Source organism: Streptomyces actinomycinicus, assembly GCF_016741775.1.
In the GTDB taxonomy this organism is placed as follows: Bacteria; Actinomycetota; Actinomycetes; order Streptomycetales; family Streptomycetaceae; genus Streptomyces; species Streptomyces actinomycinicus.
Genome location: NZ_JAERRK010000016.1, coordinates 50,864 through 76,259, shown reverse-complemented (window position 1 = coordinate 76,259; position 25,396 = coordinate 50,864). Strand labels below are relative to the sequence as shown.

The 25,396-nt window shown below is 70.7% G+C and carries 22 protein-coding genes, 2 pseudogenes and 1 riboswitch; of the genes and pseudogenes, 12 read left to right on the top strand and 12 right to left on the bottom strand.

Annotated elements, in window-relative coordinates; translation table 11 throughout:
* Positions 1–9: 9 nt before the first annotated feature.
* The 3 genes from rsgA to JK359_RS26470 are packed head-to-tail and all read right to left on the bottom strand — an operon-like array spanning position 10 to position 3,100.
* On the bottom strand, positions 10–1,020 hold the full coding sequence (gene rsgA, locus JK359_RS26480) for a ribosome small subunit-dependent GTPase A (RefSeq protein ID WP_201840583.1): 1,011 nt from the start codon (positions 1,018–1,020) through the stop codon (positions 10–12).
* Between the two features lie 12 nt (positions 1,021–1,032).
* On the bottom strand, positions 1,033–2,349 hold the full coding sequence (gene aroA / locus JK359_RS26475) for a 3-phosphoshikimate 1-carboxyvinyltransferase (protein WP_201840582.1): 1,317 nt from the start codon (positions 2,347–2,349) through the stop codon (positions 1,033–1,035).
* A 28-nt stretch (positions 2,350–2,377) separates the two neighbouring features.
* On the bottom strand, positions 2,378–3,100 hold the full coding sequence (locus JK359_RS26470) for a M50 family metallopeptidase (protein ID WP_201840580.1): 723 nt from the start codon (positions 3,098–3,100) through the stop codon (positions 2,378–2,380).
* A gap of 50 nt (positions 3,101–3,150) precedes the next feature.
* On the opposite strand from JK359_RS26470, the gene JK359_RS26465 reads away from it, so the two are divergent.
* The 10 genes from JK359_RS26465 (at position 3,151) to JK359_RS26420 (ending at position 13,477) form a co-directional block, all read left to right on the top strand.
* Complete coding sequence (locus JK359_RS26465) at positions 3,151–3,966, top strand: SOS response-associated peptidase (RefSeq protein ID WP_201840578.1); 816 nt, start codon at positions 3,151–3,153, stop codon at positions 3,964–3,966.
* Positions 3,967–4,099: 133 nt separating this feature from the next.
* Positions 4,100–4,762 (top strand): alpha/beta hydrolase family protein, encoded by a 663-nt coding sequence (locus JK359_RS26460; RefSeq protein ID WP_201840834.1) that lies wholly within the window; start codon positions 4,100–4,102, stop codon positions 4,760–4,762.
* Between the two features lie 256 nt (positions 4,763–5,018).
* Complete coding sequence (locus JK359_RS26455) at positions 5,019–5,714, top strand: sigma-70 family RNA polymerase sigma factor (RefSeq protein ID WP_201840576.1); 696 nt, start codon at positions 5,019–5,021, stop codon at positions 5,712–5,714.
* Positions 5,711–6,013 carry a mycothiol system anti-sigma-R factor gene (gene rsrA / locus JK359_RS26450; protein ID WP_201840575.1) on the top strand — a complete coding sequence of 101 codons (303 nt, stop codon included), beginning with the start codon at positions 5,711–5,713 and terminating at the stop codon, positions 6,011–6,013. The genes JK359_RS26455 and rsrA overlap by 4 nt, the downstream gene beginning before the upstream one ends.
* Before the next feature lie 278 nt (positions 6,014–6,291).
* Positions 6,292–7,596, top strand: coding sequence for an HD-GYP domain-containing protein (locus JK359_RS26445; RefSeq protein WP_201840573.1), 1,305 nt, complete (start codon positions 6,292–6,294; stop codon positions 7,594–7,596).
* Entirely contained in the window at positions 7,593–8,873 is a 1,281-nt protein-coding gene (locus JK359_RS26440; RefSeq protein WP_201840570.1) for an HD-GYP domain-containing protein, read from the top strand. Before JK359_RS26445 ends, JK359_RS26440 begins: the two co-directional genes overlap by 4 nt.
* Before the next feature lie 100 nt (positions 8,874–8,973).
* Positions 8,974–9,954 carry a hypothetical protein gene (locus JK359_RS26435; protein ID WP_201840567.1) on the top strand — a complete coding sequence of 327 codons (981 nt, stop codon included), beginning with the start codon at positions 8,974–8,976 and terminating at the stop codon, positions 9,952–9,954.
* A 128-nt stretch (positions 9,955–10,082) separates the two neighbouring features.
* The gene (def, locus tag JK359_RS26430; RefSeq protein ID WP_201840563.1) at positions 10,083–10,733 is read left to right on the top strand and encodes a peptide deformylase; all 651 of its coding nucleotides are present in this window, start codon (positions 10,083–10,085) and stop codon (positions 10,731–10,733) included.
* Positions 10,734–11,024: 291 nt separating this feature from the next.
* The gene (cyc1, locus tag JK359_RS26425; RefSeq protein ID WP_201840833.1) at positions 11,025–12,110 is read left to right on the top strand and encodes an epi-isozizaene synthase; all 1,086 of its coding nucleotides are present in this window, start codon (positions 11,025–11,027) and stop codon (positions 12,108–12,110) included.
* Positions 12,107–13,477, top strand: a complete 1,371-nt coding sequence (locus JK359_RS26420; RefSeq protein ID WP_201840560.1) for a bifunctional albaflavenone monooxygenase/terpene synthase — start codon at positions 12,107–12,109, stop codon at positions 13,475–13,477. Before cyc1 ends, JK359_RS26420 begins: the two co-directional genes overlap by 4 nt.
* A gap of 198 nt (positions 13,478–13,675) precedes the next feature.
* On the opposite strand, the gene JK359_RS26415 is transcribed toward JK359_RS26420, so the two are convergent.
* The 7 genes and pseudogenes from JK359_RS26415 to nagB all read right to left on the bottom strand — a co-directional run bounded on the left by JK359_RS26415 (position 13,676) and on the right by nagB (position 21,336).
* Positions 13,676–14,689, bottom strand: coding sequence for a ribonucleotide-diphosphate reductase subunit beta (locus tag JK359_RS26415; RefSeq protein WP_201840558.1), 1,014 nt, complete (start codon positions 14,687–14,689; stop codon positions 13,676–13,678).
* Positions 14,689–17,058 carry a ribonucleoside-diphosphate reductase subunit alpha gene (locus JK359_RS26410; RefSeq protein ID WP_201840556.1) on the bottom strand — a complete coding sequence of 790 codons (2,370 nt, stop codon included), beginning with the start codon at positions 17,056–17,058 and terminating at the stop codon, positions 14,689–14,691. The genes JK359_RS26415 and JK359_RS26410 overlap by 1 nt, the downstream gene beginning before the upstream one ends.
* Before the next feature lie 127 nt (positions 17,059–17,185).
* Positions 17,186–17,315, bottom strand: a riboswitch (cobalamin riboswitch).
* Between the two features lie 46 nt (positions 17,316–17,361).
* Positions 17,362–17,481: pseudogene (locus JK359_RS26405) on the bottom strand (GNAT family N-acetyltransferase); the annotation flags it as partial.
* Between the two features lie 51 nt (positions 17,482–17,532).
* Positions 17,533–19,158 (bottom strand): monocarboxylate uptake permease MctP, encoded by a 1,626-nt coding sequence (mctP, locus tag JK359_RS26400; protein ID WP_201840554.1) that lies wholly within the window; start codon positions 19,156–19,158, stop codon positions 17,533–17,535.
* Complete coding sequence (locus tag JK359_RS26395; RefSeq protein ID WP_201840553.1) at positions 19,155–19,427, bottom strand: DUF3311 domain-containing protein; 273 nt, start codon at positions 19,425–19,427, stop codon at positions 19,155–19,157. Before JK359_RS26395 ends, mctP begins: the two co-directional genes overlap by 4 nt.
* A gap of 123 nt (positions 19,428–19,550) precedes the next feature.
* Complete coding sequence (locus tag JK359_RS26390) at positions 19,551–20,315, bottom strand: GntR family transcriptional regulator (RefSeq protein WP_201840551.1); 765 nt, start codon at positions 20,313–20,315, stop codon at positions 19,551–19,553.
* A 235-nt stretch (positions 20,316–20,550) separates the two neighbouring features.
* Positions 20,551–21,336: a glucosamine-6-phosphate deaminase gene (gene nagB, locus JK359_RS26385; RefSeq protein ID WP_201840549.1), complete on the bottom strand. Its 786-nt coding sequence runs from the start codon at positions 21,334–21,336 to the stop codon at positions 20,551–20,553.
* Between the two features lie 193 nt (positions 21,337–21,529).
* Here nagB and JK359_RS39345 point away from each other — a divergent pair.
* Positions 21,530–21,718: pseudogene (locus tag JK359_RS39345) on the top strand (TetR/AcrR family transcriptional regulator); the annotation flags it as partial.
* Between the two features lie 331 nt (positions 21,719–22,049).
* Entirely contained in the window at positions 22,050–23,516 is a 1,467-nt protein-coding gene (locus tag JK359_RS26380; protein WP_201840832.1) for a sensor histidine kinase, read from the top strand.
* A 285-nt stretch (positions 23,517–23,801) separates the two neighbouring features.
* Here the strand turns inward: JK359_RS26380 and JK359_RS26375 are convergent, their stop codons facing one another.
* Positions 23,802–24,059, bottom strand: coding sequence for a WhiB family transcriptional regulator (locus tag JK359_RS26375; protein ID WP_003992873.1), 258 nt, complete (start codon positions 24,057–24,059; stop codon positions 23,802–23,804).
* Positions 24,060–24,379: 320 nt separating this feature from the next.
* Entirely contained in the window at positions 24,380–25,348 is a 969-nt protein-coding gene (locus tag JK359_RS26370) for a diacylglycerol/lipid kinase family protein (RefSeq protein ID WP_201840546.1), read from the bottom strand.
* Positions 25,349–25,396 lie beyond the last annotated feature (48 nt).

Below are 25,396 nucleotides of genomic sequence, written 5' to 3'. Positions count from 1 at the left end.
ACGCGGTGGTCAGTCGCCTTCCCGGCGCTCCCGCGTGGCCAGCAGCCGGCGCAGCGAGTACAGCCGGGACGGGTCCGCGTGACCCTCCGCGACCCAGGCGTCCAGAGCGCAGTCCGGCTCGTCGTGACTGCACGCCCGCGGGCAGCCCTCCGTGCCGGCCTCGAGGTCCGGGAACGCGTGGATCACCCGGGAGGGATCGATGTGCGCGAGGCCGAAGGAACGGACGCCCGGGGTGTCGACGACCCAGCCGTCCGCGCCGCTCAACGGCAGGGCCAGCGCCGAGGTGGTGGTGTGCCGGCCGCGGCCGGTCACCGCGTTCACATGTCCCGTCGTACGCCGGCGCTCCTTGGGGACGAGCGCGTTGACCAGGGTCGTCTTGCCGACGCCCGAGTGCCCCACGAACGCGGTGACCCGGCCGTCCAGGTGGGCGCGCACCCGGTCCGCGGCGTCCCCGTTCTCCAGTTCCTCGCGGCTGGTCACGACGTACGGGATGTCCAGGGCGCCGTACAGCTCCAGCAGTGAGTCCGGCGGGGCCAGGTCCGACTTGGTCATGACCAGCAGCGGCTCCAGGCCGCCGTCGAAGGCCGCGACCAGACAGCGGTCGATGAGGCGGGGGCGGGGTTCCGGGTCGGCCAGGGCCGTGACGATCGCCAGCTGGTCGGCGTTGGCGACGACCACCCGCTCGAACGGATCGTCGTCGTCGGCCGTACGGCGCAGCAACGAGCTGCGCTCCTCGATGCGCACGATCCTCGCGAGGGTGTCCTTCTTGCCGGACAGGTCGCCGACCAGGGCCACCCGGTCGCCCACCACGGCTGCCTTGCGGCCGAGTTCGCGGGCCTTCATCGCCACCACGGCCCGGTCCTCCACCAGGCAGGTCAGCCGTCCCCGGTCGACGGTGAGGACCATGCCCTCCGCGGCGTCCTCGTGCTTGGGCCGGATGTTCGTCCGCGGCCGGTTGCCCTTGCGATTGGGGCGGCTGCGGATGTCGTCCTCGTCGGTGTGCTTGCCGTAGCGGCGCATGGCGTTACGTCCCTACTGCCCGAGCATCCCGGTCCACAGCTCGGGGAAGTCGGGCAGGGTCTTCGCGGTCGTCGCCACGTTCTCGATCTGCACGCCCTCGACCGCCAGGCCGATGATCGCGCCGGCGGTCGCCATACGGTGGTCCTCGTAGGTGTGGAAGACGCCGCCGTGCAGCGTGCGCGGGCGGATGTGGAGGCCGTCGGCCGTCTCCGTGACGTCACCGCCCAGCTCGTTGATCTCCTTGGTGAGCGCGGCCAGCCGGTCCGTCTCGTGCAGCCGCAGATGGGCCACGCCCCGCAGGGTGGACGGCGAGTCGGCGAGCGCGGCGACCGCCGCGATGCCCGGGGTCAGCTCGCCCACGTCGCTCAGGTCCACGTCGATGCCGTGCACCGCCCCCGAACCGGTGAACACGAGCCCGTACTCGGTGAGTTCACAGGAACCGCCCATCTCGGTGAAGATCTCCCGCAGCCGGTCACCCGGCTGGGTGGTGCGGGCCGGCCAGTCCGGGATCAGCACCTTGCCGCCGGTGACCAGGGCCGCCGCGAGGAACGGCTGGGCGTTGGACAGGTCCGGCTCGATCGTCAGGTCCCGCCCGAGCAGCGCGCCCGGCGTCACCCGCCACACGTTCGGCTCGCCACCCGACTCGGGGGTGTCCACCTGGGCGCCGACCGCGCGCAGCATGTCGACCGTCATCCGGATGTGCGGCATCGAGGGCAGGGAGGCACCGGTGTGCCGGACCTCGACGCCCTGGTTGAAGCGCGGCCCCGAGAGCAGCAGCGCCGACACGAACTGGGAGGACGAGGAGGCGTCGATCGACACCGGGCCGCCGTCCAGGGCCCCGCCGCCGTGCACGGTCAGCGGCAGCGCGCCGCGGCCGTCGTCGTCGATCCGGGCGCCGAGCGCGCGCAGCGCGTCGATCACGCCGTTCAAGGGACGCTCGTAGGACCGCGGGTCACCGTCGAACCGGATCGGACCGTCGGCCAGCGCGGCGACCGGCGGCAGGAAGCGCATCACCGTGCCGGCGTTGCCGACGTCCACCGTGGCGGGGCCGCGCAGGCCGGTGGGCAGTACCCGCCAGGCCTCGCCGGTGCCGTCCGGGCCCACCCCCTCCTCGATCTCCACGCCCATCGCACGCAGCGCACCGGCCATCAGCAGGGTGTCGCGGGAGCGCAGCGGGCGGCGCAGCCAGCCGGGCTCGGAGGCCAGGGCGGCCAGCACCAGGGCGCGGTTGGTGACCGATTTGGACCCGGGCACGTGGACCGTCGCGTCGACGGCCCCGCTCGCGTGCGGGGCGGGCCAGAGGGCGGTGGGGGCGGTGTTCGGGGCCATGGGGCCACTTTATAAGGAGGGCCCGGGGTCAACCTTCCAGCAGCCAGCGCCCGCCGCCGATCAGGGAGCACAGCGACACCGCGTGGAACAGGAACAGCCACAGGCCCGCCGGCACGTGCGTCAGCCGGGACAACTGGTCCGCGTCCGAGTCCCCGGCGCCGCCCCGCGACCGCTTGGCCTGCAGCTCGAACGGCGGCCGTACCCCGCCGAACAGCAGGAACCACACCACCGCGTACGCGAACGCCGCCTGCACCTGCGGCCCCGCCAGCCAGGACACCAGCAGGAACGCCCCGCCGGCCAGGACCACGGTCAGGACGCCGTACGCGTTGCGGATCATCACCAGCATGGCCACCAGCAGCGCCGTGGCCACCCACAGCAGCACCGTGATGCGGCCGGCGGCCAGCAGCGCGGCCCCGCCGAGACCGAGCAGCGAGGGCGCGGTGTATCCAGCGGCGGCCGTCAGGATCATGCCGAGTCCGTACGGCTTGCCCCGGCTCACGGTGAGGCCGCTGGTGTCGGAGTGCAGCCGGATGCCGGTGAGCTGCCGGCCGGTGACCAGGGCGACCAGGCCGTGGCCGCCCTCGTGCGCGATGGTGATCGCGTTGCGGGACATCCGCCACAGCGGGTGCGGGACGACCACGGCGAGCGCGGCGGCCAGGGTGGCCAGCACCACCCACAGGTCGGGGTCGGGCTGGGTACCGGTGAGCCGGTCCCAGATGTCGGGCAGCGCGGTGGCGGCGAGGCTGACCATATGTCTGAGTGGCCCCCTGTTCTCGTACGGAGTCTGGCAGTGTGGCACGTATGTGCGGACGGTATGCATCGAGTCGTAGGCCCGAGGATCTCGCAGGAATCTTTGAGATCGAGAAGTGGGAGCCCGAGGAGACCCTGGAGCCCGACTACAACGTGGCGCCGACCAAGGAGGTCTACGCCGTCCTCGACCGTCCCGTGAAAGACGCGGACTCCCCGCGCCCGGTTCGGCAGCTGCGGAAGCTGAAGTGGGGCCTGGTCCCGTCCTGGGCCAAGACCCCCGAGGGCGGCGCCCGGATGATCAACGCGCGCGCGGAGACCGTGCACGAGAAGCCCTCCTACCGCCGGGCCTTCGCCGCCCGCCGCTGCATCATCCCGGCGGACGGCTACTACGAGTGGGTCACCGGCACGCAGGAACGGGATCTGGAGGTCGAGGGCAGGAAGAAGCGGCCGCGCAAGCAGCCGTACTTCGTGCTGCCCGCCGACGGTTCGGTGTTCGCGATGGCCGGCCTGTACGAGTTCTGGCGCGACCGCACCCTGCCCGACGACCACCCGGGCGCCTGGTGGGTCACCTGCTCGGTGATCACCACGGAGGCGGAGAGCACCCCGCTGGCCGTGGCCCCCGCCGAGGGCCCGCACGCGCTCGCCGAGATCCACCCCCGGATGCCGCTGATGCTCACCCCGGACCGCTGGGACGCCTGGCTGGACCCGGGGCGCACCGACCCCGACGACCTGCGCGACCTGCTGGCCCCGCCGCCGGCCGGCCTGATGCGCGCGTACCCGGTCTCCACGGCCGTCAGCAACGTCCGCAACAACGGCCCGGAGCTGCTGAAGGAGCTGGAGGCACCGGAAGAAGGCACACTCTTCTGACGTGATCGACCACGTGACCGAAGAGGTGACCGGAGACGTGTCCGAAGAGGCGACCGGAGACGTGTCCGAAGGGGCGGCCGGAGAGGTGACCGGAGACGTGTCCGAAGGGACGGCCGGAGAGGTGACCGGAGACGTGACCGAAGAGGCGCCCGGAAGGGCGGCCGGAGGCGGGACCGAGGTGGTCCGTACCGATGCCGGGGACGCGCGCATCACCTGGCGCCCGGCGCGGCAGCCCCGGTTGGTCCTGGCCGTGAGCCACGGCGCCGGCGGCGGTGTCGAGGCCCGGGACCTGCAGGCCCTCGCCCGGACACTGCCCGCGCACGGCGTGACCGTCGCCCTCGTCGAGCAGCCCTGGCGGGTCGCCGGGAAGAAGGTCGCGCCCGCGCCGAAGACCCTGGACACCGGCTGGCGCGGGGTGTGGCCCGCGCTCACCGGGCCGGGCCTGCCGGTGATCTCCGCCGGCCGCAGCGCGGGCGCCCGGGTCGCCTGCCGCACGGCGACGGAGCTGGGCGCGCACGCCGTGCTCGCCCTGAGCTTCCCGCTGCACCCCCCGGGCAAGCCGGAGAAGTCCCGCGCGCAGGAGCTGCTGGACGCGGGGGTGCCCACGCTGGTCGTGCAGGGCGGCAACGACCCCTTCGGGAAGCCGGCGGAGTTCCCCGAGGGGTCCTACGAGCTGGTCGAGGTGCCGTCCGGCGATCACGGCTTCGCCGTGCCCAAGCGGGCGGACATCACACAGGAGCGGGCCCTGGAGGTCATCACCGGCGCCGTGGTGCAGTGGGCCGCGTCACTCGGGTGACGGCCGGGAATGCCGGGTGGCGGCCCGCTGTTGTGGCGGACAGAAGTGCTGAGGCCTCGGCACCGACGTCGCAGGAGAGGAAGTCCGCCGCATGGGTTCGACCGTATGCCCGAGCCGCCAGCGCAGCACTGACCTGGACTGGACGGTGCTTCACGCGGCCAAGACCGCGTCTATTCGAGGGGCGGCAGGCACGGGTCGTGTTCTATCCTCCGAAACGAGTGGGACCGGTCTCGGTCCTGCCCGGGATCTTGAGGAGGTGGGTCCGGTCACTGGGACCGACGCAGGGACCGACAACGGCCAGGCGGAGCTGCCCGAGGGCCAGGGCGTGAGCGCGGAGGCTCCCTCCGAGACCGGCGCGGAGCGCAGCGCGCGCTTCGAGCGGGACGCGCTCGAATTCCTCGACCAGATGTACTCGGCCGCGCTGCGCATGACGCGCAACCCGGCCGACGCCGAGGACCTGGTGCAGGAGACGTACGCCAAGGCCTACGCGTCCTTCCACCAGTTCCGTGAGGGCACCAACCTCAAGGCGTGGCTGTACCGGATCCTCACCAACACCTTCATCAACTCCTACCGCAAGAAGCAGCGTGAGCCGCAGCGCTCCGCCGCGGAGGAGATCGAGGACTGGCAGCTCGCCCGCGCCGAGTCGCACATGTCGACGGGTCTGCGCTCCGCCGAGTCGCAGGCGCTCGACCACCTGCCCGACTCGGACGTGAAGGAAGCACTGCAGGCGATCCCCGAGGAGTTCCGCATCGCCGTCTACCTCGCGGATGTAGAGGGCTTTGCCTACAAGGAGATCGCGGACATCATGGGGACACCCATCGGAACGGTGATGTCCCGGCTGCACCGGGGCCGCCGTCAACTGCGCGGCATGCTGGAGGACTACGCCCGTGAACGCGGACTGGTCCCGGCCGGCGCCGGAGAGTCGAACGAAGCGAAAGGCTCGGGCTCATGAGCTGCGGAGAGCCGCACGAGACGGACTGCAGTGAGGTCCTCGACCACCTGTACGAGTTCCTCGACAGCGAGATGCCGGACATCGATCGCGACAAGTTCCAGCACCACTTCGAGGAATGCTCGCCGTGCCTGGAGAAGTACGGCCTGGAGCAGGCCGTGAAGAAGCTGGTCAAGCGGTGCTGCGGGCATGACGACGTGCCCGCCGACCTGCGCGCCAAGGTCATGGGGCGGATCGACCTGATCCGCTCCGGCCAGACGGTGCCGGAGCACGACGTCACCGCCACCGCACCGGAGAGCTGACCACCGGGCTGTCCCCGGACGCCACGCACCGGACGGCCGGCCCCCGCGCTGTCCCCCGGGCGTCACCGCACCGGAGAGCTGACCACCGGGCTGTCCCCGGACGCCACGCACCGGACGGCCGGCCCCCGCGCCGTCCCCCGGGCGCCACCGCCACCGCACCGGAGAACCGGCCACCGGGCCGTCACCCGAATGTGCTAATCCTCAGGTCATAGGCGCCGCGCCCCCGACCTCCCGCCCTAGGCTCCGAGCCTGGACCGGCATGGTCGGGGAGGGATGCGATGGACGCGGTACCGCCGAGGGCACGGGTCTACGTGGCCTGCGTCGCCCTGCTGGCCGTGCCGTGTCTCCTGCCCCTGCCGGCGACCCACGCCCCCTGGTGGGCGACCGGCCTGCTCGCGGCGCTCTGCACGGCCTGCGAGCACGGCGTGCGGCGCGGCTTCGGCGGCACGTTCTACCCGGTCCTGCTCGCCGGCGCATTCCTGCTGCCCCCGTCGGCCGCCGCGCTCGTCCCGCTGCCCGCCGCCCTGCTCTCCCCGGTCGAACACCCGCCCGTCGTGCCCCGACGCGTCTGGCGGGCCGCGCAGCCCGCGCTCGCCGTGTGGTGCGCCGCCCAGGTGCACGGCACGCTCGGCGGCCGGGACGCCGTCGTCGGCCGCGACTTCCCCTACGCCCTCCTGCCCGCCGGTGCCGCCGTCCTCGCCTTCTGCCTGGTGCTCACCGCGCTCGACGGCGGCCTGCGCGCCGCCGCCGGACTGGTGCCGCCGCGGCGGGCCTGGCGCGGGCTGCTGACCCGCACCCTGGCTCCCGTCGCCGTGCACGGACTCGCCGGGCTGATGATGGCCGTGCTGTGGCGCAGCCCGTACGGCCCGGTCGCCGCCCTGCTCGTGCTGCTGCCGATGTGCGTCTCCTGGTGGGTGTTCGCCCAGTACCACCGCGAGCGCGCGGCCCATCAGGCCACCATCCGCGCCCTCGTGCAGGCCGTCGACATCAAGGACGGCTACACCCGCGGCCACAGCGAACGCGTCGGACAGGCCTCCGTGCTGATCGCCCGCGAACTCGGCATGGACGACGACCGCGTCGAGGTGCTGCGCTTCGCCGGCATCCTGCACGACGTCGGCAAGCTGGGCGTGCCCACCCGGCTGCTGCGCAAGGACGGGCCGCTCACCCCCGAGGAACGGCGGATCATCGAGCTGCACCCCGAGTACGGCCACGAGATGGTCCGCGGGATCTCCTTCCTCGGTGAGGCCCGCGCGGCCATCCTCCACCACCACGAACGCCTCGACGGCAGCGGCTATCCGTACGGCCTGGCCGGCGACCGGATCCCCGAGTGCGCCCGGATCGTCGCCGTGGCGGACGCCTTCGACGCCATGACCTCCACCCGCACCTACAGCAGGGCCCGGCCGGTCGAGGCGGCCGTCGCGGAGCTGGAGCGCTGCGCGGGCACCCAGTTCGACCCCCGTATGGTCGGCGCCCTCGTCCGCGCCCTGCACCGCTGCGGCTGGCACCCGGCGGTCACCGCCGACGAACCGTCCCACGGCGGCGGACCCGCGCAGCGGGCCCCCAGCACCGGGGCGCCCCGGTGACACCGCTGCGGCTGATCCACGCCGCCGCCGCCCTCACCGCCGCCGGCTCCCTCGCCGTCACCCTGTGGACCGGCCTGGACGACCGGGGCGTCGCGCTCGCCTTCGGGGTACTCATAGCCGTCGGCGAGCTGACCCGGTGGAACGCGTCACAGACCCGGCAGACCGCGCCCCTCGGCGCCGCCGGCTCCCTTTCGTACGCCCTGCTGGGCGCCGACGCCGGGCGGCCCGCCCAGCACGACGCCGCCCAGGTCGTCACCGTCGTCCTGGTCGCCGGCCTGCTCGGTGCCGTCCCGCACATCTGGTCCGGCCGCGGTCACACCCCCGACCACCTGGCCCGTCGCATCCTCACCGCCGGTTTCGCCGCCGTCTGCTACCAACCCCTCTCCCATCAGGGGGTGTTCGCCGCCTGGGGCGGCCCCGCGCACGCCCTGCTGCTGCTCACCCTGCTCGGCCTCACCTCCCTGTGCGGCGCGGTGCTGGCCGCCGCGCTCGCCCACTGCCGCACCCGATGGCCGTTCGGTCCGCTGCTGCGCGAGGAGTTGCGCGGGCTGCTCGGCATCGGTTCCGCCGTCTGTGCGACCGGCGCGGTGATGGCGCTCGCGGTCGCCGTGATCGGGCTGTGGGCGCTGCCCGTGTTCTGCCTGCCCCTGCTCCTGGTCCAGCTGTCCGTGCACCGGTACGCGGCCGTCCGCGCGACCTACCGGCAGACCATCGCCTCCCTCGCGCGCGCCACCGAGATCGCCGGCTGCACGCCCGCCGGGCACGCCCGCCGGGTCGCCGCGCTCAGCCTCGCCGTCGGCCGTGACCTCGGCCTGACCGGACCCGAACTGACCGTTCTGGAGTACGCGGCCCTCATGCACGACATCGGCCAGCTCAGCCTGGTCGACCCGGTCCCGGCCGGTGCCACCGCCGGCCTGCCCGCCGCGGAGCAGCGGCGGATCGCGCTGCTCGGCGGGGCCGTCGTCCGGCAGACCGGGGTCGACGCGGCCGTCGCCGTCGTCGTGGAGCGGCAGGCCGACCCCTACCCGGAGCAGCCGGTCGCCGCCCGTATCGTCCGGGCCGTGAACGCCTACGAGGAGAAGACCCGGGACGCCGGCCCCACAGGTCCCCTGCATGCGCTGGCGGAGCTGCGCCTGGGCACCGCCGGGGACTACGCTCCGGAGGTCGTGGAGTCGCTCGCCCGGGTCCTGGCCCGGCCCCGGGGCCTGCGCGAGCGGGTGCCCGCGCGGCGAACGGGACTGTCTGACCCTGCTCCCGGCTGGGTAACCCATGGGTAATGAGCGCCTTTCCCGTCGTACGTGGTTGGATGCGAGGGAGAGGGTGTCCGGGGGCACAAGCCAGCCCACTGTGCGGAAATGGAACTGGCAGGCGGGAATCGTGAGGATCTTCGGCAAGGGACGGCACCGGCCCTCCGCCTCCTGGCGGCAGGCCACCGACCGGGCGTTCACGCTGATCGGCGACGGCCGGTACGAGGACGCGGGCGAACTCCTGACACGCGCCGCCGATCTCGAGCCCTGGCTGTCGGAGTCCTGGTTCAACCTCGCGCTGCTGCACAAGTTCCGGCACGACTGGGAGCAGGCCCGGGCCGCCGGACTGCGCGCCGTCGCGCTGCTCGACCGGGAGACCGGGGCGCCCGACTGGTGGAACGTCGGCATCGCCGCCACCGCCCTGCAGGACTGGCCGCTGGCCCGCCGCGCCTGGCAGGCGTACGGGCTGAAGGTGCCCGGTGGCGCCGCCGTGTCCGGGGAACCGCTCGGCATGGAGCTGGGCAGCGCGGCCGTACGGCTCTCCCCGGAGGGCGAGGCCGAGGTCGTGTGGGGCCGCAGGCTGGACCCGGCCCGGATGGAGGTCCTGTCGATCCCGCTTCCCTCGTCCGGGCGACGCTGGGGCGAGGTGGTACTGCACGACGGTGTCCCGCACGGTGAGCGCACGACGTCCACCGGGCACAGCTACCCGGTCTTCGACGAGATCGAGCTGTGGGCGCCGTCCCCCGTCCCCACCTGGGTGGTCCTGCTGGAGGCGGCCACGGAGGCGGACCGGGACGCCCTGGAGCAGCTGGCCGCCGACGCCGGGTTCGCCGCGGAGGACTGGTCGTCCTCCGTGCGCCTGCTGTGCCGGATGTGCAGCGAGTCCCGCATGCCTTCCGACGAGGGCGAAGGGGTGCACCTGGACCCGCACGACCACAGCGAACCCGGTCACCCGGGCCCGCTGGGGCACCGCACCGACGGGCAGCTGTGGGTGCCGGAGCGGGAGTGCGGGGTGGCCGCGCCGGCTTCGCTGGTGCGGGGGCTGCTGGACGGGTGGGTCGCCGACAGCCCGGACTCGCGCGACTGGCGGGACCTCGAAGAGGTGTGTTGAGGGCGGCGGCCGGCTGCGGGTTCGCCGTGGCTGGTCGAGCCGTTCCCGGCGCCCCTCCGGGGCGCGTCCCGCGTACCCTGTATCAGCAGCAACACCCCCTGTTCATGTGAGGAAGGCGTACGTCGGTCATGGCGCAGCAGGACACCGATCAGCAGCACGCGGGCGTGCTCCCCGTCGACGACGAGGGGTACGTCGTCGACACGGAGGACTGTGAGGAGCGCGAGACCGCCTGGCGCGAGCGCGGCACCTCGCGGCCGATCACGGTCGTCGGCAACCCGGTGCTGCACAAGGAGTGCAAGGACGTCACCGAGTTCGGCGAGGAGCTGCAGCAGCTGGTCGCCGACATGTTCGCCAGCCAGCGCACCGCCGAGGGCGTGGGCCTGGCGGCCAACCAGATCGGTGTCGATCTGAAGGTCTTCGTCTACGACTGCCAGGACGACACGGGCGCCCGGCACGTCGGTGTGGTGTGCAACCCGAAGCTGGTCGACCTGCCGGCCGACAAGCGCCGGCTGGACGACAGCAACGAGGGCTGCCTGTCCGTCCCCACGGCGTACGCGGAGCTGGCCCGTCCCGACTACGCGGAGGTGACCGGCCAGGACGAGCGGGGCAACCCGATCAAGGTGCGCGGCACCGGCTACTTCGCACGCTGTTTGCAGCACGAGACCGACCACCTCTACGGCTACCTGTACATCGACCGGCTGTCGAAGCGGGACCGCAAGGACGCGCTGCGGCAGATGGCCGAGAACGAGCCACGCTACCCCGTGGTCGCCAACGACTGAGCAGCACCGCGCAGTTGGGGCGCCCGGCCGGGATCCTTCCTGGCCGGGCGCCTTCGTCTTGCCGTTGTTCGCTCATGCGTGCGTCGTACATCTGATCTCTTGCGTGTGCCTAGTGATCCCTAATCAGTCACAGAAGGGGGGATTCTCGGCACCTTGGGGTAGTGAGTGAAGCAAATCCGTTCCCACGGCGGTCAGTTGTGGTGCTGAATGGAAGTGCGGGGATACGCAACGGCGCACGCCCGGCACAACGGGAGGGGTGTGCGCATCTGGCGGCTGAGAGGGGTTTGTTCTGTGCAAGCTTTCCCACACAGCACCACAGCGACACCGGCGGCGGTCGTGGTCCCGCCCTCACTGGCACTCCCGGTGATCGAGTCCGCCTTTCCCCGGCGACTGCACCCGTATTGGCCGAGGCTTCAGCAGGAGACACGGCGCTGGCTCCTGGAAAAACGGCTCATGCCGGCGGACAAGGTGCAGGAATATGCCGACGGACTTTGCTACACGGACCTCATGGCGGGCTTCTACGTGGGTGCCCCCGACGAGGTCCTGCAGGCCATAGCCGACTACAGTGCGTGGTTCTTCGTATGGGACGACCACCACGACCGTTTCGTCGTGCACGGCCGGTCCGGGGACTGGCGGCGGCTGCGGCACCGGCTGCACGCCGCCGTCGACGCGCCCAGGCACCACCTGCACCACCCCGACCCGCTGGTCGCGGGCTTCGCGGACAGCGTGCTGCGGCTGTACGGGATCCTGTCGCGCACCTGGAACCTGCGGTTCGCCCGGCACTTCCATGCCGTGATCGAGGCCTACGACCGGGAATTCCGCAACCGTACCGAAGGGTATGTGCCCGGCGTCGGCGAATATCTCGCCCTGCGCCGCCACACCTTCGCGCACTGGATATGGACGGACCTGCTCGAAGCCAGTGCCGGGTATGAACTCCCGGACCGTGTACGGAAACACCCGGCATACCGGCGTGCGGCACTCCTCAGTCAGGAATTCGCCGCTTGGTACAACGACCTCTGCTCGCTGCCGAAAGAAATAGCGGGCGACGAGGTGCACAATCTGGGAATCAGCCTCATCACTCATGAGGGGCTGACCCTGGAAGAAGCGGTGGACGAACTCAGGCGGCGCATAGAGGAATGCATCGACGAATTCCTCGTGGCCCGGCGGAAAACCCTGAGACTCGCCCACGAGATCGACGACGGAACGGTCCGCGGCAAGGAACTGGGCGCCACGGTCCGCACCTGCGTCGACAATATGCGCAACTGGTTCAGCTCCGCCTACTGGTTCCACCACGAGTCCGGCCGGTACATGGTCGACAACTGGGACGACCGGTCCACGCCCCCGTACGTCACGAACGAAGCGGCAGGTGAGAAATGACCGTCGAGTCGGTGAAGCCCCGGATCCCCGAGGTGCCCGGACTGTGCGAACCGCCCCTGGCCGGAGGAGCCGTGCCGGTCCTCGGGCACGGCCTGAAAATGGTCCGCGACCCGCTGGCCTTCATGTCCGCACTGCGCGACCACGGCGACGTCGTGCGGCTGAAGCTCGGCCCGAAGACGGTGTACGCCGTCACCACGCCGGAGCTGACCGGCGCCCTGGCCCTCAGCCCCGACTTCAAGATCGACGGGCCGCTGTGGGAGTCCCTCGAAGGCCTGCTCGGCAAGGAAGGCGTGGCCACCGCCAACGGTCCCCGGCACCGGCGCCAGCGACGCACCATCCAGCCGGCGTTCCGGCTCGGCGCGATACCCGGCTACGGTCCGGTCATGGAGGAGGAGGCACACCGGCTCACCACCCGCTGGCAGCCCGGCGAGACCATCGACTGCACCTCCGAGTCCTTCCGGGTCGCCGTCCGCATAGCCGCCCGCTGCCTGCTGCGCGGCGACTTCATGGACGAGCGCGCCGAGCGGCTCAGCATCGACCTCGCCACCGTCTTCCGCGGCATGTACCGCAGGATGGTGATCCCACTCGGGCCGCTCTACCGGCTGCCGTTCCCGGCCAACCGGGAATTCAACCGGGCGCTGGCCGATTTGCATCTGCTGGTGGACGAGATCGTCGCCGAGCGGCGGGCGTCTGGTCAAAAGCCGGACGATTTGCTGACGGCATTGCTGGAGGCGAAGGACGACAATGGCGCCCCCATCGGCGAACAGGAGATCCACGACCAGGTGGTGGCGATAGTTACCCCGGGCAGCGAAACTGTGGCGTCCACGATCATGTGGCTGCTGCAGGTCCTCGCCGAACATCCCGAACACGCCGAGAAGGTACGGACCGAGGTCGAATCCGTGACCGGTGGCCGGCCCGTCGGATTCGCGCACGTCCGCTCACTCACGCACACCAACAATGTCGTCGTCGAGGCCATGCGGCTCAGGCCCGCCGTATGGATTCTGACGCGCCGCGCGGTGACCGACACCGCTCTCGGGGGCTATCGCATTCCGGCCGGGGCGGACATCGTCTACAGCCCCTACGCCATCCAGCGCGACGGCCGTTCCTACGACCACCACCTCGACTTCGACCCCGACCGCTGGCTGCCCGAGCGGGCCAAGGAGGTCCCGAAGCACGCGATGAGCCCGTTCAGCGTGGGCAACCGCAAGTGCCCCAGCGACCACTTCTCCATGGCCCAGCTGAGCCTGATCACCGCCGCGATCTCGGCCAAGTACCGCTTCGAGCAGGTCAGCGGGTCCGATGACACCACCCGCGTCGGCATCACGCTGCGCCCGCACAACCTGCTGCTGCGGGCGATGCCCTGGTAGGACACCTGGTACCGGCGCGCGCTCAGGCGGCCCGAGGGCCCCGGAACGCGCGCCGGTAGGCGTTGGGGGCCGTACCCAGCGCCCGGACCCACTGGTCCTGGTCCTCCTGATCCTCCCCTCCGCCCTCGGCGTCCCGCGTGACAGGCGCACCGACCGACAGCTCAGGGAGGCTCAGCAGCCCCGTGGGGAGGGGAGGCGTCAGAAGTCCTCGTCCAGGTCGACCGTGCCCTCCACCGCCACCTGGTACGCCGACGGGCGGCGCTCGAAGAAGTTCGTCAGCTCCTGAACGCCCTGCAGCTCCATGAAGGAGAAGGGGTTCTCCGAGCCGTACACCGGGGCGAAGCCGAGGCGCGTGAGGCGCTGGTCGGCGACGCACTCGAGGTACTGCCGCATCGAGTCGGTGTTCATGCCGGGCAGGCCGTCCCCGCACAGGTCGCGCGCGAACTGCAGCTCGGCCTCGACGGCCTCCCGGAGCATGTCGGTGACCTGCTGCCGCAGCTCGTCGTCGAACAGGTCCGGCTCCTCCTTGCGGACGGTGTCGACGACCTCGAAGGCGAAGGACATGTGCATGGTCTCGTCACGGAAGACCCAGTTGGTGCCGGTGGCGAGACCGTGCAGCAGGCCGCGGCTGCGGAACCAGTACACGTAGGCGAAGGCACCGTAGAAGAACAGCCCCTCGATGCACGCGGCGAAGCAGATGAGGTTGAGCAGGAAACGGCGGCGGTCGGCGCGCGTCTCCAGCCGGTCGAGCTTCTCCACCGAGTCCATCCACTTGAAGCAGAACTGCGCCTTCTCGCGGATGGAGGGGATGTTCTCGACGGCCGCGAAGGCCGCCGCCCGGTCCTCCGGGTCGGGGAGGTAGGTGTCCAGCAGCGTCAGGTAGAACTGGACGTGCACGGCCTCCTCGAAGAGCTGGCGCGACAGGTACAGGCGCGCCTCCGGGGAGTTGATGTGCTTGTACAGCGTCAGCACCAGGTTGTTCGCGACGATCGAGTCACCCGTCGCGAAGAACGCGACCAGCCGGCCGATGAGGTGCTGCTCCTCCGGGGTCAGCTTCGCGAGGTCGGCCACGTCCGAGTGGAGGTCGACCTCCTCCACGGTCCAGGTGTTCTTGATGGCGTCCCGGTAGCGCTCGTAGAAGTCGGGGTAGCGCATGGGGCGCAGCGTCAGCTCGAAGCCCGGGTCGAGCAGGTTCTGGGGACGGTTGGACATTACTGGCAGGCCTCGCAGGACTCGGGGTTCTCAAGGGAGCAGGCGACCGCGTCGGGGTCGGCGGCCTGCTGCACGGGGATGGCGGCGGGGGTCTGCGCCTGGGCGGCACGGGCGATGCGCGTCGCGGGGCGCGAGCGCAGGTAGTACGTCGTCTTCAGTCCGGACTTCCAGGCGTACGCGTACATCGAGGAGAGCTTGCCGATGGTCGGCGTCTCCAGGAAGAGGTTCAGCGACTGGGCCTGGTCCAGGAACGCCGTGCGGGCGGCGGCCATGTCGATCAGACTGCGCTGCGGGATCTCCCAGGCCGTGCGGTACAGCCGCCGGACGTCCTCGGGGATCCAGACGAAGTCCTGCACCGATCCGTTCGCGTCGCGCAGGGCCTCGCGGGTGCGGGCGTCCCACACGCCCATGTCCTTGAGGTCCTGGACCAGGTACGAGTTGACCTGGAGGAACTCGCCGGACAGGGTCTCGCGTTTGAACAGGTTGGAGACCTGCGGCTCGATGCACTCGTACACGCCCGCGATCGAGGCGATCGTGGCCGTCGGCGCGATCGCCAGGAGCAGCGAGTTGCGCATACCGGAGGCCGCGATCCGCTCGCGCAGGGCGGCCCAGCGCTCCGGCCAGGTCAGCTCGACGTCGTAGTGGTCCGGGTGCAGCAGGCCCTGGGCGGTGCGGGTCTCCTGGAAGGCCGGCAGCGGGCCGTTGGCCTCGGCGAGGTCGACCGATGCCTCGTACGCGGCGAGCATGATGCGCTCGGCGATCCGGGTGGAGAGCTGCTTCGCCTCCGCGGAGTCGAACGGCAGCCGCAGCTTGAAGAAGACGTCCTGCAGGCCCATCGCGCCGAGGCCCACCGGGCGCCACTTGGCGTTCGACCGGGCCGCCTGCTCGGTCGGGTAGAAGTTGATGTCGACCACGCGGTCGAGGAAGACGACGGCCGTGCGGACGGTCCGGTCCAGCCGCTCCCAGTCGATGTCCCCGGTCGTGGTGTCCACGAACGCGCCCAGGTTCACCGAGCCCAGGTTGCAGACCGCGGTCTCGCCGTCGTCGGTGACCTCCAGGATCTCCGTGCACAGGTTGGAGGAGTGCACGACACGTCCCGGGAGCGCGGTCTGGTTGGACGTGCGGTTGGCGGCGTCCTTGAAGGTCATCCAGCCGTTGCCGGTCTGCGCGAGGGTCCGCATCATGCGGCCGTACAGCTCGCGCGCCGGAAGCGTCTTCTTCGCCAGGCCCGCCGCCTCCGCCTTGCGGTAGGCGGCGTCGAACTCCTCGCCGTACAGGTCCACCAGCTCGGGCACGTCGGCCGGCGAGAACAGCGACCACGGGGCGTCGGCGTTGACCCGGCGCATGAACTCGTCCGGGATCCAGTGCGCGAGGTTCAGGTTGTGCGTACGGCGGGCGTCCTCACCGGTGTTGTCCCGCAGCTCCAGGAACTCCTCGATGTCGGAGTGCCAGGTCTCCAGGTAGACCGCGGCCGCGCCCTTGCGCCGGCCGCCTTGGTTCACCGCGGCCACCGAGGCGTCCAGGGTCTTCAGGAACGGGACGATGCCGTTGGAGTGCCCGTTGGTGCCGCGGATCAGCGAACCGCGGCTGCGGATGCGGGAGTACGACAGACCGATGCCGCCGGCGTGCTTCGACAGCCGGGCCACCTGGTGGTAGCGGTCGTAGATGGAGTCCAGCTCGTCCAGCGGGGAGTCGAGCAGGTAGCAGGACGACATCTGGGGGTGCCGCGTACCCGAGTTGAACAGGGTGGGGGAGGACGGCAGATAGTCCAGGCGGCTCATCAGGCCGTACAGCGAGGCGACTTCGTCCACGGAGCGGGCCGAGTCGTCCTCGGCCAGACCGCTCGCCACCCGCAGCATGAAGTGCTGGGGCGTCTCGACGACCTTGCGGGTGATCGGGTGGCGCAGCAGGTAGCGGCTGTGCAGGGTGCGCAGGCCGAAGTAGCCGAACCGGTCGTCGGCGGTACGGTCGATCAGCGCGTCGAGCCGCTCGGCGTGCTGCCGCACGAAGTCCGCGGTGCGGTCGGCGACGAGGCCCTCGCGGTGCCCGACCGCGACGGACTCGGTGAAGGACGTCACGCCCTGCGAGGCGGCCTCGTCCCGGATCGCGAGGGTCAGCAGCCGGGCGGCCAGCTTCGAGTAGGCGGGGTCCTCGGAGATGAGCCCGGCGGCGGCCTCCGTGGCCAGTTCCCGCAGCTCCGCCTCGTCGGCCCGCGCGGACCGGCCGCGCAGCGCGGCGGCTGCGACCCGGCCGGGGTCGGCGTCGGGCAGGTCGGCGGTCAGCTCGGTCAGGGTCCGCAGCAGCGCGGCACCGGGACCGTCGGTCTCCTGCTCGCGGACTGAAGCCGGGTCGACTGGCGCGATGGTCACGTGGGGCTCTCCCTCGCTCGGCACTGGGGCCTGGCGGAGGGCAGGGGGCAGCCACGAGCGCGCACGGCGTCGAGTCCACCGGCCCACTCCGCGAGGCCCGGACGTCTCAAGGCACCCGGACCGGACGGTCGGGTGCGCGCCGTCGGCAGGTCCTCGGACTGAACAGGCGTGCGGATACACGCAAGTACACCGTTGCGGGACAGTTCCGGATTCGCACCGGATTCCCCTGCGGCGACAGCGAGGACGAGCATACATCTAGTGCCGGGCTGCCGTGGCACCCCCAGATGTTGTGTCGCGACAGTCTCAGAGCGTCAACTCGTAGGTGAGGAGAGTGATGCCGTCGAGGTCCGGGACCGGGTTCCGGTCACGGTCCGGGACGCGGACGAGGCCCAGGCGTTCGTAGATGCGGCGGGCGGCACGCAAGCGAGCGGGCCGCCGTGGCACGTGCTTCACGGCGGCCCGCTGCGGGTCTGCCTAGTGGCCGGCGCCTGCCGTGGCCGGAGGCAGCTCCACCTGGACGCCCGGATCGCCCGCGTCCGCCGTGTAGTCCTCCGGCCGTGTCTCGTCCAGGCCCTCGGGAGCCTTCAGGGCCTTCAGGACGAAGGTCAGCACCACGGTCACCAGGACGTTCAGCACGAACGCCGTGAGGCCGATGTAGCCGATCTCGCCGATGCCCGGGATCTCCTTGGCGTTGCCGCCGAAATGCTTCTGCGTCGGCGAGGCGATCCCGTACGCGGCCACCGTCCCGTAGACCATGCCGACCGCCCAGCCGGCCAGCAGCGCCCAGCGGTGGAACCAGCGGGTGAACAGACCGCCGACCAGGGCCGGGAAGGTCTGCAGGATCCAGATGCCGCCCAGCAGCTGGAAGTTGATGGCGACCGTCTTGTCCATGGTGAGGACGAAGACCAGGGCGCCGACCTTCACCAGCAGCGACACGAGCTTGGAGACCTTGGTCTCCTGCTGCGGCGTGGCGTCCGGCTTGATGAAGTCCTTGTAGATGTTGCGGGTGAACAGGTTCGCTGCCGCGATGGACATGATCGCCGCCGGGACGAGCGCGCCGATGCCGATCGCCGCGAAGGCCACGCCCGCGAACCAGTCCGGGAACATGTCCTCGAACAGCTGCGGGATCGCCAGCTGCCCGTTGGTGACCTTCACTCCGGCCGCGATCGCCATGAAGCCGAGCAGCGCCAGCAGGCCCAGCATCAGCGAGTACAGCGGCAGGATCGTGGTGTTGCGGCGGATCACGTCACGGCTCTTGGAGGACAGCGTCGCGGTGATCGAGTGCGGGTACATGAACAGCGCCAGTGCCGAGCCCAGCGCCAGGGTGGCGTACGTCCACTGACCCTTCTCCGCCGGGGCCAGCGCACCGCGCGGAGCCTGGGTGACCGGGTTGGTCTGGCTGAACGCCTCGCCCGCCTTGGCGAAGATGTCGTCGAACCCGCCCAGCTTGACCGGGATGTAGATGATCGCCACCGCTATGACGATGTAGATCAGCGTGTCCTTGACGAACGCGATCAGCGCGGGCGCGCGCAGGCCGGAGGAGTAGGTGTAGGCGGCCAGCACGCCGAAGGCGATGAGCAGCGGCAGGTCCTTCACGAACCAGTTGGTGTTCTCGCCGCCGCCGACGCCCATCACGTCCAGCACCGCCTGGATGCCGACCAGCTGCAGCGCGATGTACGGCATCGTCGCCAGGATGCCGGTGACCGCGACGGCCAGCGACAGCCCCTTCGAGCCGAACCGGCCGCGCACGAAGTCGGAGGTGGTGACGTAGCCGTGGCGGTGCGAGACCGACCACAGGCGCGGCAGGAAGGTGAAGATCAGCGGGTACACCAGGATCGTGTACGGCACCGCGAAGAAGCCCGCCGCGCCCGCCGCGTAGATCGCCGCCGGTACGGCGACGAACGTGTAGGCCGTGTACAGGTCACCACCGAGCAGGAACCAGGTGATCCAGGTGCCGAACGACCGTCCGCCCAGACCCCACTCGTCCAGGGACTGGTCGTTCTCCGCCCTGCGCCAGCGCGCGGCCAGGAACCCCATGACCGTGACGGCCAGGAAGAAGAAGATGAAGACGCCGAGCGCGACGCCGTTGACGTCCTTCACTTCGCCGCCTCCTCGTCCCGGCCGGCCGCGGCCTTGCGGGCGCGCTGGTCACGCTGCCACAGCTGGTACGCGAGCATCGTGAGCGCGGTGGAGATCAGCACCCACAGCATCTGGTACCAGTAGAAGAACGGGATCCCGATGAACGCGGGGTCCGTCTTGGCGTACGAGCCGACCCACAGCATCGCCACGAAGGGCGCGACGAGACACAGGGCGATGATCACCCGGACCGGTGTCACCACCGGTGGCCTCACTTCAGGCGTTTCGGACATGCCACGGCTCCGTCCCCTCGCTGATCACCTGTGTAATGCGCAGGCAATCTAGGTGACGGTGTCGCGCCAGTGGAAGACCTCGTCCGCATAACGGTATGTCGATTCTGCGAACGGGCCCGGCCGTTACTCCGCGGGACGCTTCAGCCGTGCCACGAATTTGTACCGGTCGCCCCGGTATACGGACCGCACCCACTCCACCGGCTTGCCCTCGTGGTCCAGCGAGTGCCGGGAGAGCATCAGCATCGGCAGGCCGACGTCCGTGCCGAGCAGGCCCGCCTCGCGCGGGGTGGCCAGCGAGGTCTCGATGGTCTCCTCGGCCTCGGCGAGGTGGACGTCGTAGACCTCGGCGAGCGCCGTGTACAGCGAGGTGTACTTCACCAGGGAGCGCCTGAGGGCCGGGAAGCGCTTGGCCGACAGGTGGGTGGTCTCGATCGCCATCGGTTCGCCGTTGGCCATGCGCAGCCGCTCGATGCGCAGTACGCGCCCGCCGGCGGCGATGTCCAGCAGCTCGGCGAGCCGGTCGTCCGCGGTGATGTACCCGATGTCCAGCAGCTGCGAGGTCGGCTCCAGGCCCTGGGCCCGCATGTCCTCGGTGTAGGAGGTGAGCTGCAGCGCCTGGGAGACCTTGGGCTTGGCCACGAAGGTGCCCTTGCCCTGGATGCGCTCGAGCCGGCCCTCCACGACCAGCTCCTGCAGGGCCTGGCGGACCGTGGTGCGGGAGGTGTCGAACTCGGCCGCCAGGGTGCGCTCGGGCGGGACCGGCGTACCGGGCGCCTGCGTCTCGGTCATGTCGAGCAGGTGCTTCTTCAAGCGGTAGTACTTGGGGACGCGCGCGGCACGGACGGTCGTGCCGGCCTCGTTCTCCGCACTGCTGACGTCGGTGCTCATGCTCTGCCTTCCCGGCTCCGAATGCCGAAAGCGGACCGACATCCCATCGGCCACGGCACACATCGTGGCACGGGTTGCCGGGTCAGGACTCCCCCTGCACGCTCCGTGATCCCCTCTGTATACCGTTGCACCCGTTGTTGGTCTAGTCCATCGAGCGGGGGAGCGCGAGGGGCGCACGGGCCAGCGGGTCACGGCAGCCCGCACCCCCCTCTCCCGCTGCCGCCGGTGCTCCCGTCTATATCCCCTGCCACTCCGGCTTGTTGGCATAGGTGTGCCGGAAGTAGTCGGCCAGCTTCAGCTTGGACGCGGCGGCCTCGTCGACGACCACCGTGGCATGCGGGTGCAGCTGGAGCGCGGAGGCCGGGCACACGGCCGCGACCGGGCCCTCGACGGTCGCGGCGACCGCGTCCGCCTTGCCCTCACCGGTCGCCAGCAGCACCAGGTGCCGCGCTTCCAGGATCGTCCCGATGCCCTGGGTGATGACGTGGTGCGGGACCTGCTCGATGTCGCCGTCGAAGAAGCGGGCGTTGTCGACCCGCGTCTGCTCGGTCAGCGTCTTGATCCGGGTGCGCGAGGCGAGCGAGGAGCACGGCTCGTTGAACCCGATGTGCCCGTCGGTGCCGATGCCGAGCAGCTGCAGGTCCACCCCGCCGGCCTCGGCGAGCGTCCGGTCGTACGCCTCGCACGCCGCCTGGACGTCCTCGGCCGTGCCGTCGGGTCCCATGAAGGCGTCCATGCCTATGCCGAGCGGCTCCAGCACCTCACGGCGCAGCACCGAGCGGTAGGACTCGGGATGGTCGGCGGGCAGCCCCACGTACTCGTCGAGCTGCGCGATCCGGGCCCGCGAGACGTCCACGGCGCCGGAGCGCACCTTGCCGGTCAGTGCCTGGTAGATGGGCAGCGGGGTGGAGCCGGTGGCCACGCCGAGCAGGGCGTCGGGCTTGCGTCGCAGCAGCTGCGCCATGGCCTCGGCGATCAGTTCGCCGCCCGTCGCGGCGTCCGGAACGATGACAACTTCCACGCTGGGCCTGCCGTTCTGGAGAGGGCTCTGTGCGTCTCTATGTGGTTTAGACCAATCTAACAGAATCGGCGTTCGAGAACCCAGCTCTCCGGGGGTCGGAGGAGGGATCCTGCCGTCGCGTCCAGCCAGTGCCAGGTCACCCGGTGCCCGTCCTCGGAGGCCGGGAACGCCGCCCCGTCCGCGACATCCGCCGGCGCGCCGATCCCGGATCCGGGCGGACGTCGCCGCGGGCCTGCTGCCGCCCGGCACCGACGCCTCCCCTCTCGCCCGGCACGCCGGAGCGATGATCCAGGGCACGTCCCAGCGGGCGCGGGACGGGGCGAGCCGGGAGCAATTGGAAGCACTTGCGGAAATTGCCATGGCCATCTGGCCCCATGAGTGACCCGGGCGGGCTAGGCTGCGTGGCATCGCGTGCCAGTGGCCGCTACCGGGCTCTTCCCCGGCCATGGACACGCCCGCGTGGTCTAGTCCACAATCCAATAGAACACAGCCTCCGTCTTCCCCGCACAGGAAGGCGGACCGAGGAACCGGTGCTCTCTGCCCTGACTGCCCCGGCTCCTCGACCTTCGGCCGACCGGGACCGCACACCCCACGGCCGATGATGCTCCGGGCTGCGGTGCCGGGAGGGTTGAGGGTCCCTTCCAGGCGCCGCGGCCCGCGGGTGTTTTTCGGCCACCCACCAGGCCCCGGGTACGCTCGCACACGTGCCCTCCATGAACGAACTGGTCCGCCAGCACACCGCCCTCGACGACTCCGATCTCGAGTGGCTCCACCTGCTGGTCTCGGAGTGGCAGCTGCTCTCCGACCTCTCCTTCGCCGACCTGGTCCTCTGGGTCCCCACCCGGGACGGCACCCGGTACGTCTCGGTCGCCCAGATGCGCCCCAACACCGGCCCGACCTCCTACCAGGACGACATGGTCGGCCACCTGGTCCCGCGCGGGCGGCGGCCCATGCTGGACGCCGCGCTGGACGAGGGCCGGATCGTCCGCGAGGGCGACCCGGAGTGGCGCGAAGAGGTCCCCGTGCGGGTCGAGTCCATCCCCGTACGGCGCGAGGGCCGCGTCCTCGGTGTGATCGCCCGCAACACCAACCTGCTCACCGTCCGCACCCCGAGCCGCCTGGAGCTGACCTACCTCCAGAGCGCCTCCGACCTCGCCCAGATGATCGCGGCCGGCGCCTTCCCGTTCCCCGACCAGCAGGTCGACATGGACGCCTCCCCGCGCGTCGGCGACGGCCTGATCCGGCTGGACGCGGACGGCATCGTCCAGTACGCCTCCCCGAACGCCCTGTCCGCCTACCACCGCCTCGGCCTCGCCGCCGACCTGGTCGGGCACCACCTCGGGCAGACCACCGCCGAACTCGCCCCGACCCGCGGCCCGGTGGACGAGGCGCTCGCCAAGGTGGCCAGCGGCTGGGCGCCGCGCGAGTTCGAGATCGAGGCCAACGACGGCGTCATCCAGTTCCGGGCCATCCCGCTCAAGCCCAAGGGTGCCCGTATCGGTTCGCTGGTGCTGTGCCGGGACGTCACCGAACTGCGCCGCCGCGAACGTGAGTTGATCACCAAGGACGCCACCATCCGGGAGATCCACCACCGGGTGAAGAACAACCTCCAGACGGTCGCCGCACTGCTGCGGCTCCAGGCCCGGCGCATCGACTCCGAGCGCGGCCGGGAGGCACTGGAGGAGGCGGTCCGCCGGGTCGGCTCGATCGCCATCGTGCATGAGACGCTGTCTCAGAACCTGGACGAGCGGGTGGAGTTCGACGACATCGCCGACCGGGTCCTGGCGATGGTCGCCGAGATCTCGCCGGGCAAGGTGACCGGCCGGCGCAGCGGACGTTTCGGCATACTCGACGCCGAGGTCGCCACGCCGCTGTCCATGGTCCTCACCGAGGTCCTGCAGAACGCCCTGGAGCACGGCTTCCGCCCGGGCGACACCGGCACGGTCGAGGTGTCCGCGGTGCGTGGCGGCACCACCAAGGAGGCTCGCCTCCTGGTCACCGTCCAGGACGACGGCGTCGGTCTGCCCGAGGGCTTCGACCCCCACCGCTCGGGCAACCTCGGGCTGCAGATCGTACGGACCCTCGTGGAAGGCGAGTTGGGAGGCACCTTCGACATGGTCCCGGCGCCGGAGCGCGGGACGCGGGTGATCCTGGACATCCCGGTACGTGCCCAGAAGTGACGGATCGGCCTTTTGTGCAGCGGCGTTGGGCCGTTGGGGTGTCGGCGTGTCGCGGGCGGCCCTGGGGAGCGACGAGCAGGGCGGGTGTGGGCGGCGGATCCGTGGGAGTCGGGAGTGGGGACAGCAAAAAGCCCCGGACCGCCATGGGTCCGAGGCTCGTGCTCGTTGCTGCTCTGCTAAATCGCTAGCGGCATCGGGGGATACTGCGCGCTGCGGCTCGGGGGCGGGAGATGCGCACGTGCTGTGCGCGCCGCCAAGCTCAGGCTGTCAGCAGGGGTGGGTGTGTCAGGCGGAGGCCTGACGGGCCCGGTTGCGGGCGGCACGGCGCTTCATGGCGCGACGCTCGTCCTCGCTGAGACCACCCCAGACGCCGGAGTCCTGACCGGACTCGAGCGCCCACTGCAGACACTGCTCGATCACCGGGCAGCGACGGCAGACGGCCTTGGCTTCCTCGATCTGCAGCAGCGCAGGACCGGTGTTGCCGATGGGGAAGAAGAGCTCGGGGTCTTCCTCGCGGCAAACGGCGTTGTGACGCCAGTCCATGGCTGCTACCTCTCCTTGGTATTACATGCAGGTTGCTTGTGAATGTGAACGCTTTCACGAATCCCTCAACAAGTGAAGGGCCGACCGCCGAGTCTTCCCCGGCGTGGTCCTTGGTTTGAAGAGGGGTTCCGGTGATCAGTGGAGGCCGGTGTTGCGGGCCGTCCCGATCGCCACGTAGAGACTCGCAAACCTCAGCGACGGATACAACCCCTTCCGGAAAGTTTTTTTTGATTCCTCGGTGTCGACTGGGTCACAGCCGTACTTCCATGGGGTGGATCCTGGCCTAAACGTTCGAGTGAAAGGACTTTCGCCCGTTCCGCTCACACAATCACACGCAGTGCGCGGCGTACGCCTGTGAACGTCACGCTGGTACGCAGCCCCAGGTGGTCACCGTCCATCTGAAGGGGCAGGGGCACCTTCGAATGCAAGGTGAACTGGTCCAGATCGTGCAGTGAGACGGCATGCCTGCCATGGGGTCCGCGCTCGGGGGACGAAGTGAGCAACTGGGTGCCATACCGGGCAACCGCGGCCGTCGACAGACGGCTGAGACCGAGTACGTCGAGGCCCGTGTCGAACGAGGCCTTAGGTGACGTGTACATCGGGCGATTGCCGAGATACGTCCAAGGGGACGTGTTCGAGGCTATGGCGACGACAAGATCCTCGACCGGGTCGGCACCGGACTGCTCCAGGGTGATCGTGCCGTGCCGGCGGTTCGGCTCGCCCAGGAACTGCCGGAGCACCTGACGGACGTAGAGCGCGTGCGTCGACTTCTTGCCGCGCTCGCGCTGCTGCTCCACCCGCCCCACCACGCCCGCGTCGAAGCCGAGCCCGGCGTTGAAGGTGAACCAGCGGGCCGGCACCGCCTCGTCCTCGGTGCCCGGTGTGCCGGAGGTGAGCCCGAGTCCGACGACCCGCTCGCTGCCCTCGCGCAGCGCGTCCAGCAGGGCGCCGGTGGCCTCGACGGGATCGTTGGGCAGACCCAGGGCGCGGGCGAAGACGTTCGTGGAACCGCCGGGGACGACGGCGAGACCGGGCAGCCGCTCCGGTGCGGGGCCGTCGTGCAGGAGACCGTTGACGACCTCGTTGACCGTGCCGTCGCCGCCGAGGGCGACGACCATGTCGATGTCGTCGCTCTCCGCCGCCTGCCGGGCGAGATCGCGCGCGTGGCCGCGGTACTCGGTGGTGACCGCCTCGAGCTTCACCTCGCTCGCCAGCGCGTGGATCAGGACGTCACGTCTGCGTGCGCTTGTGGTGGTTGCCGCCGGATTGACCACGAGAAGTGCACGCATGCATGGCAGCGTACCTACTGGGGGGTACCCGGCCCAGACCGAGGTAGG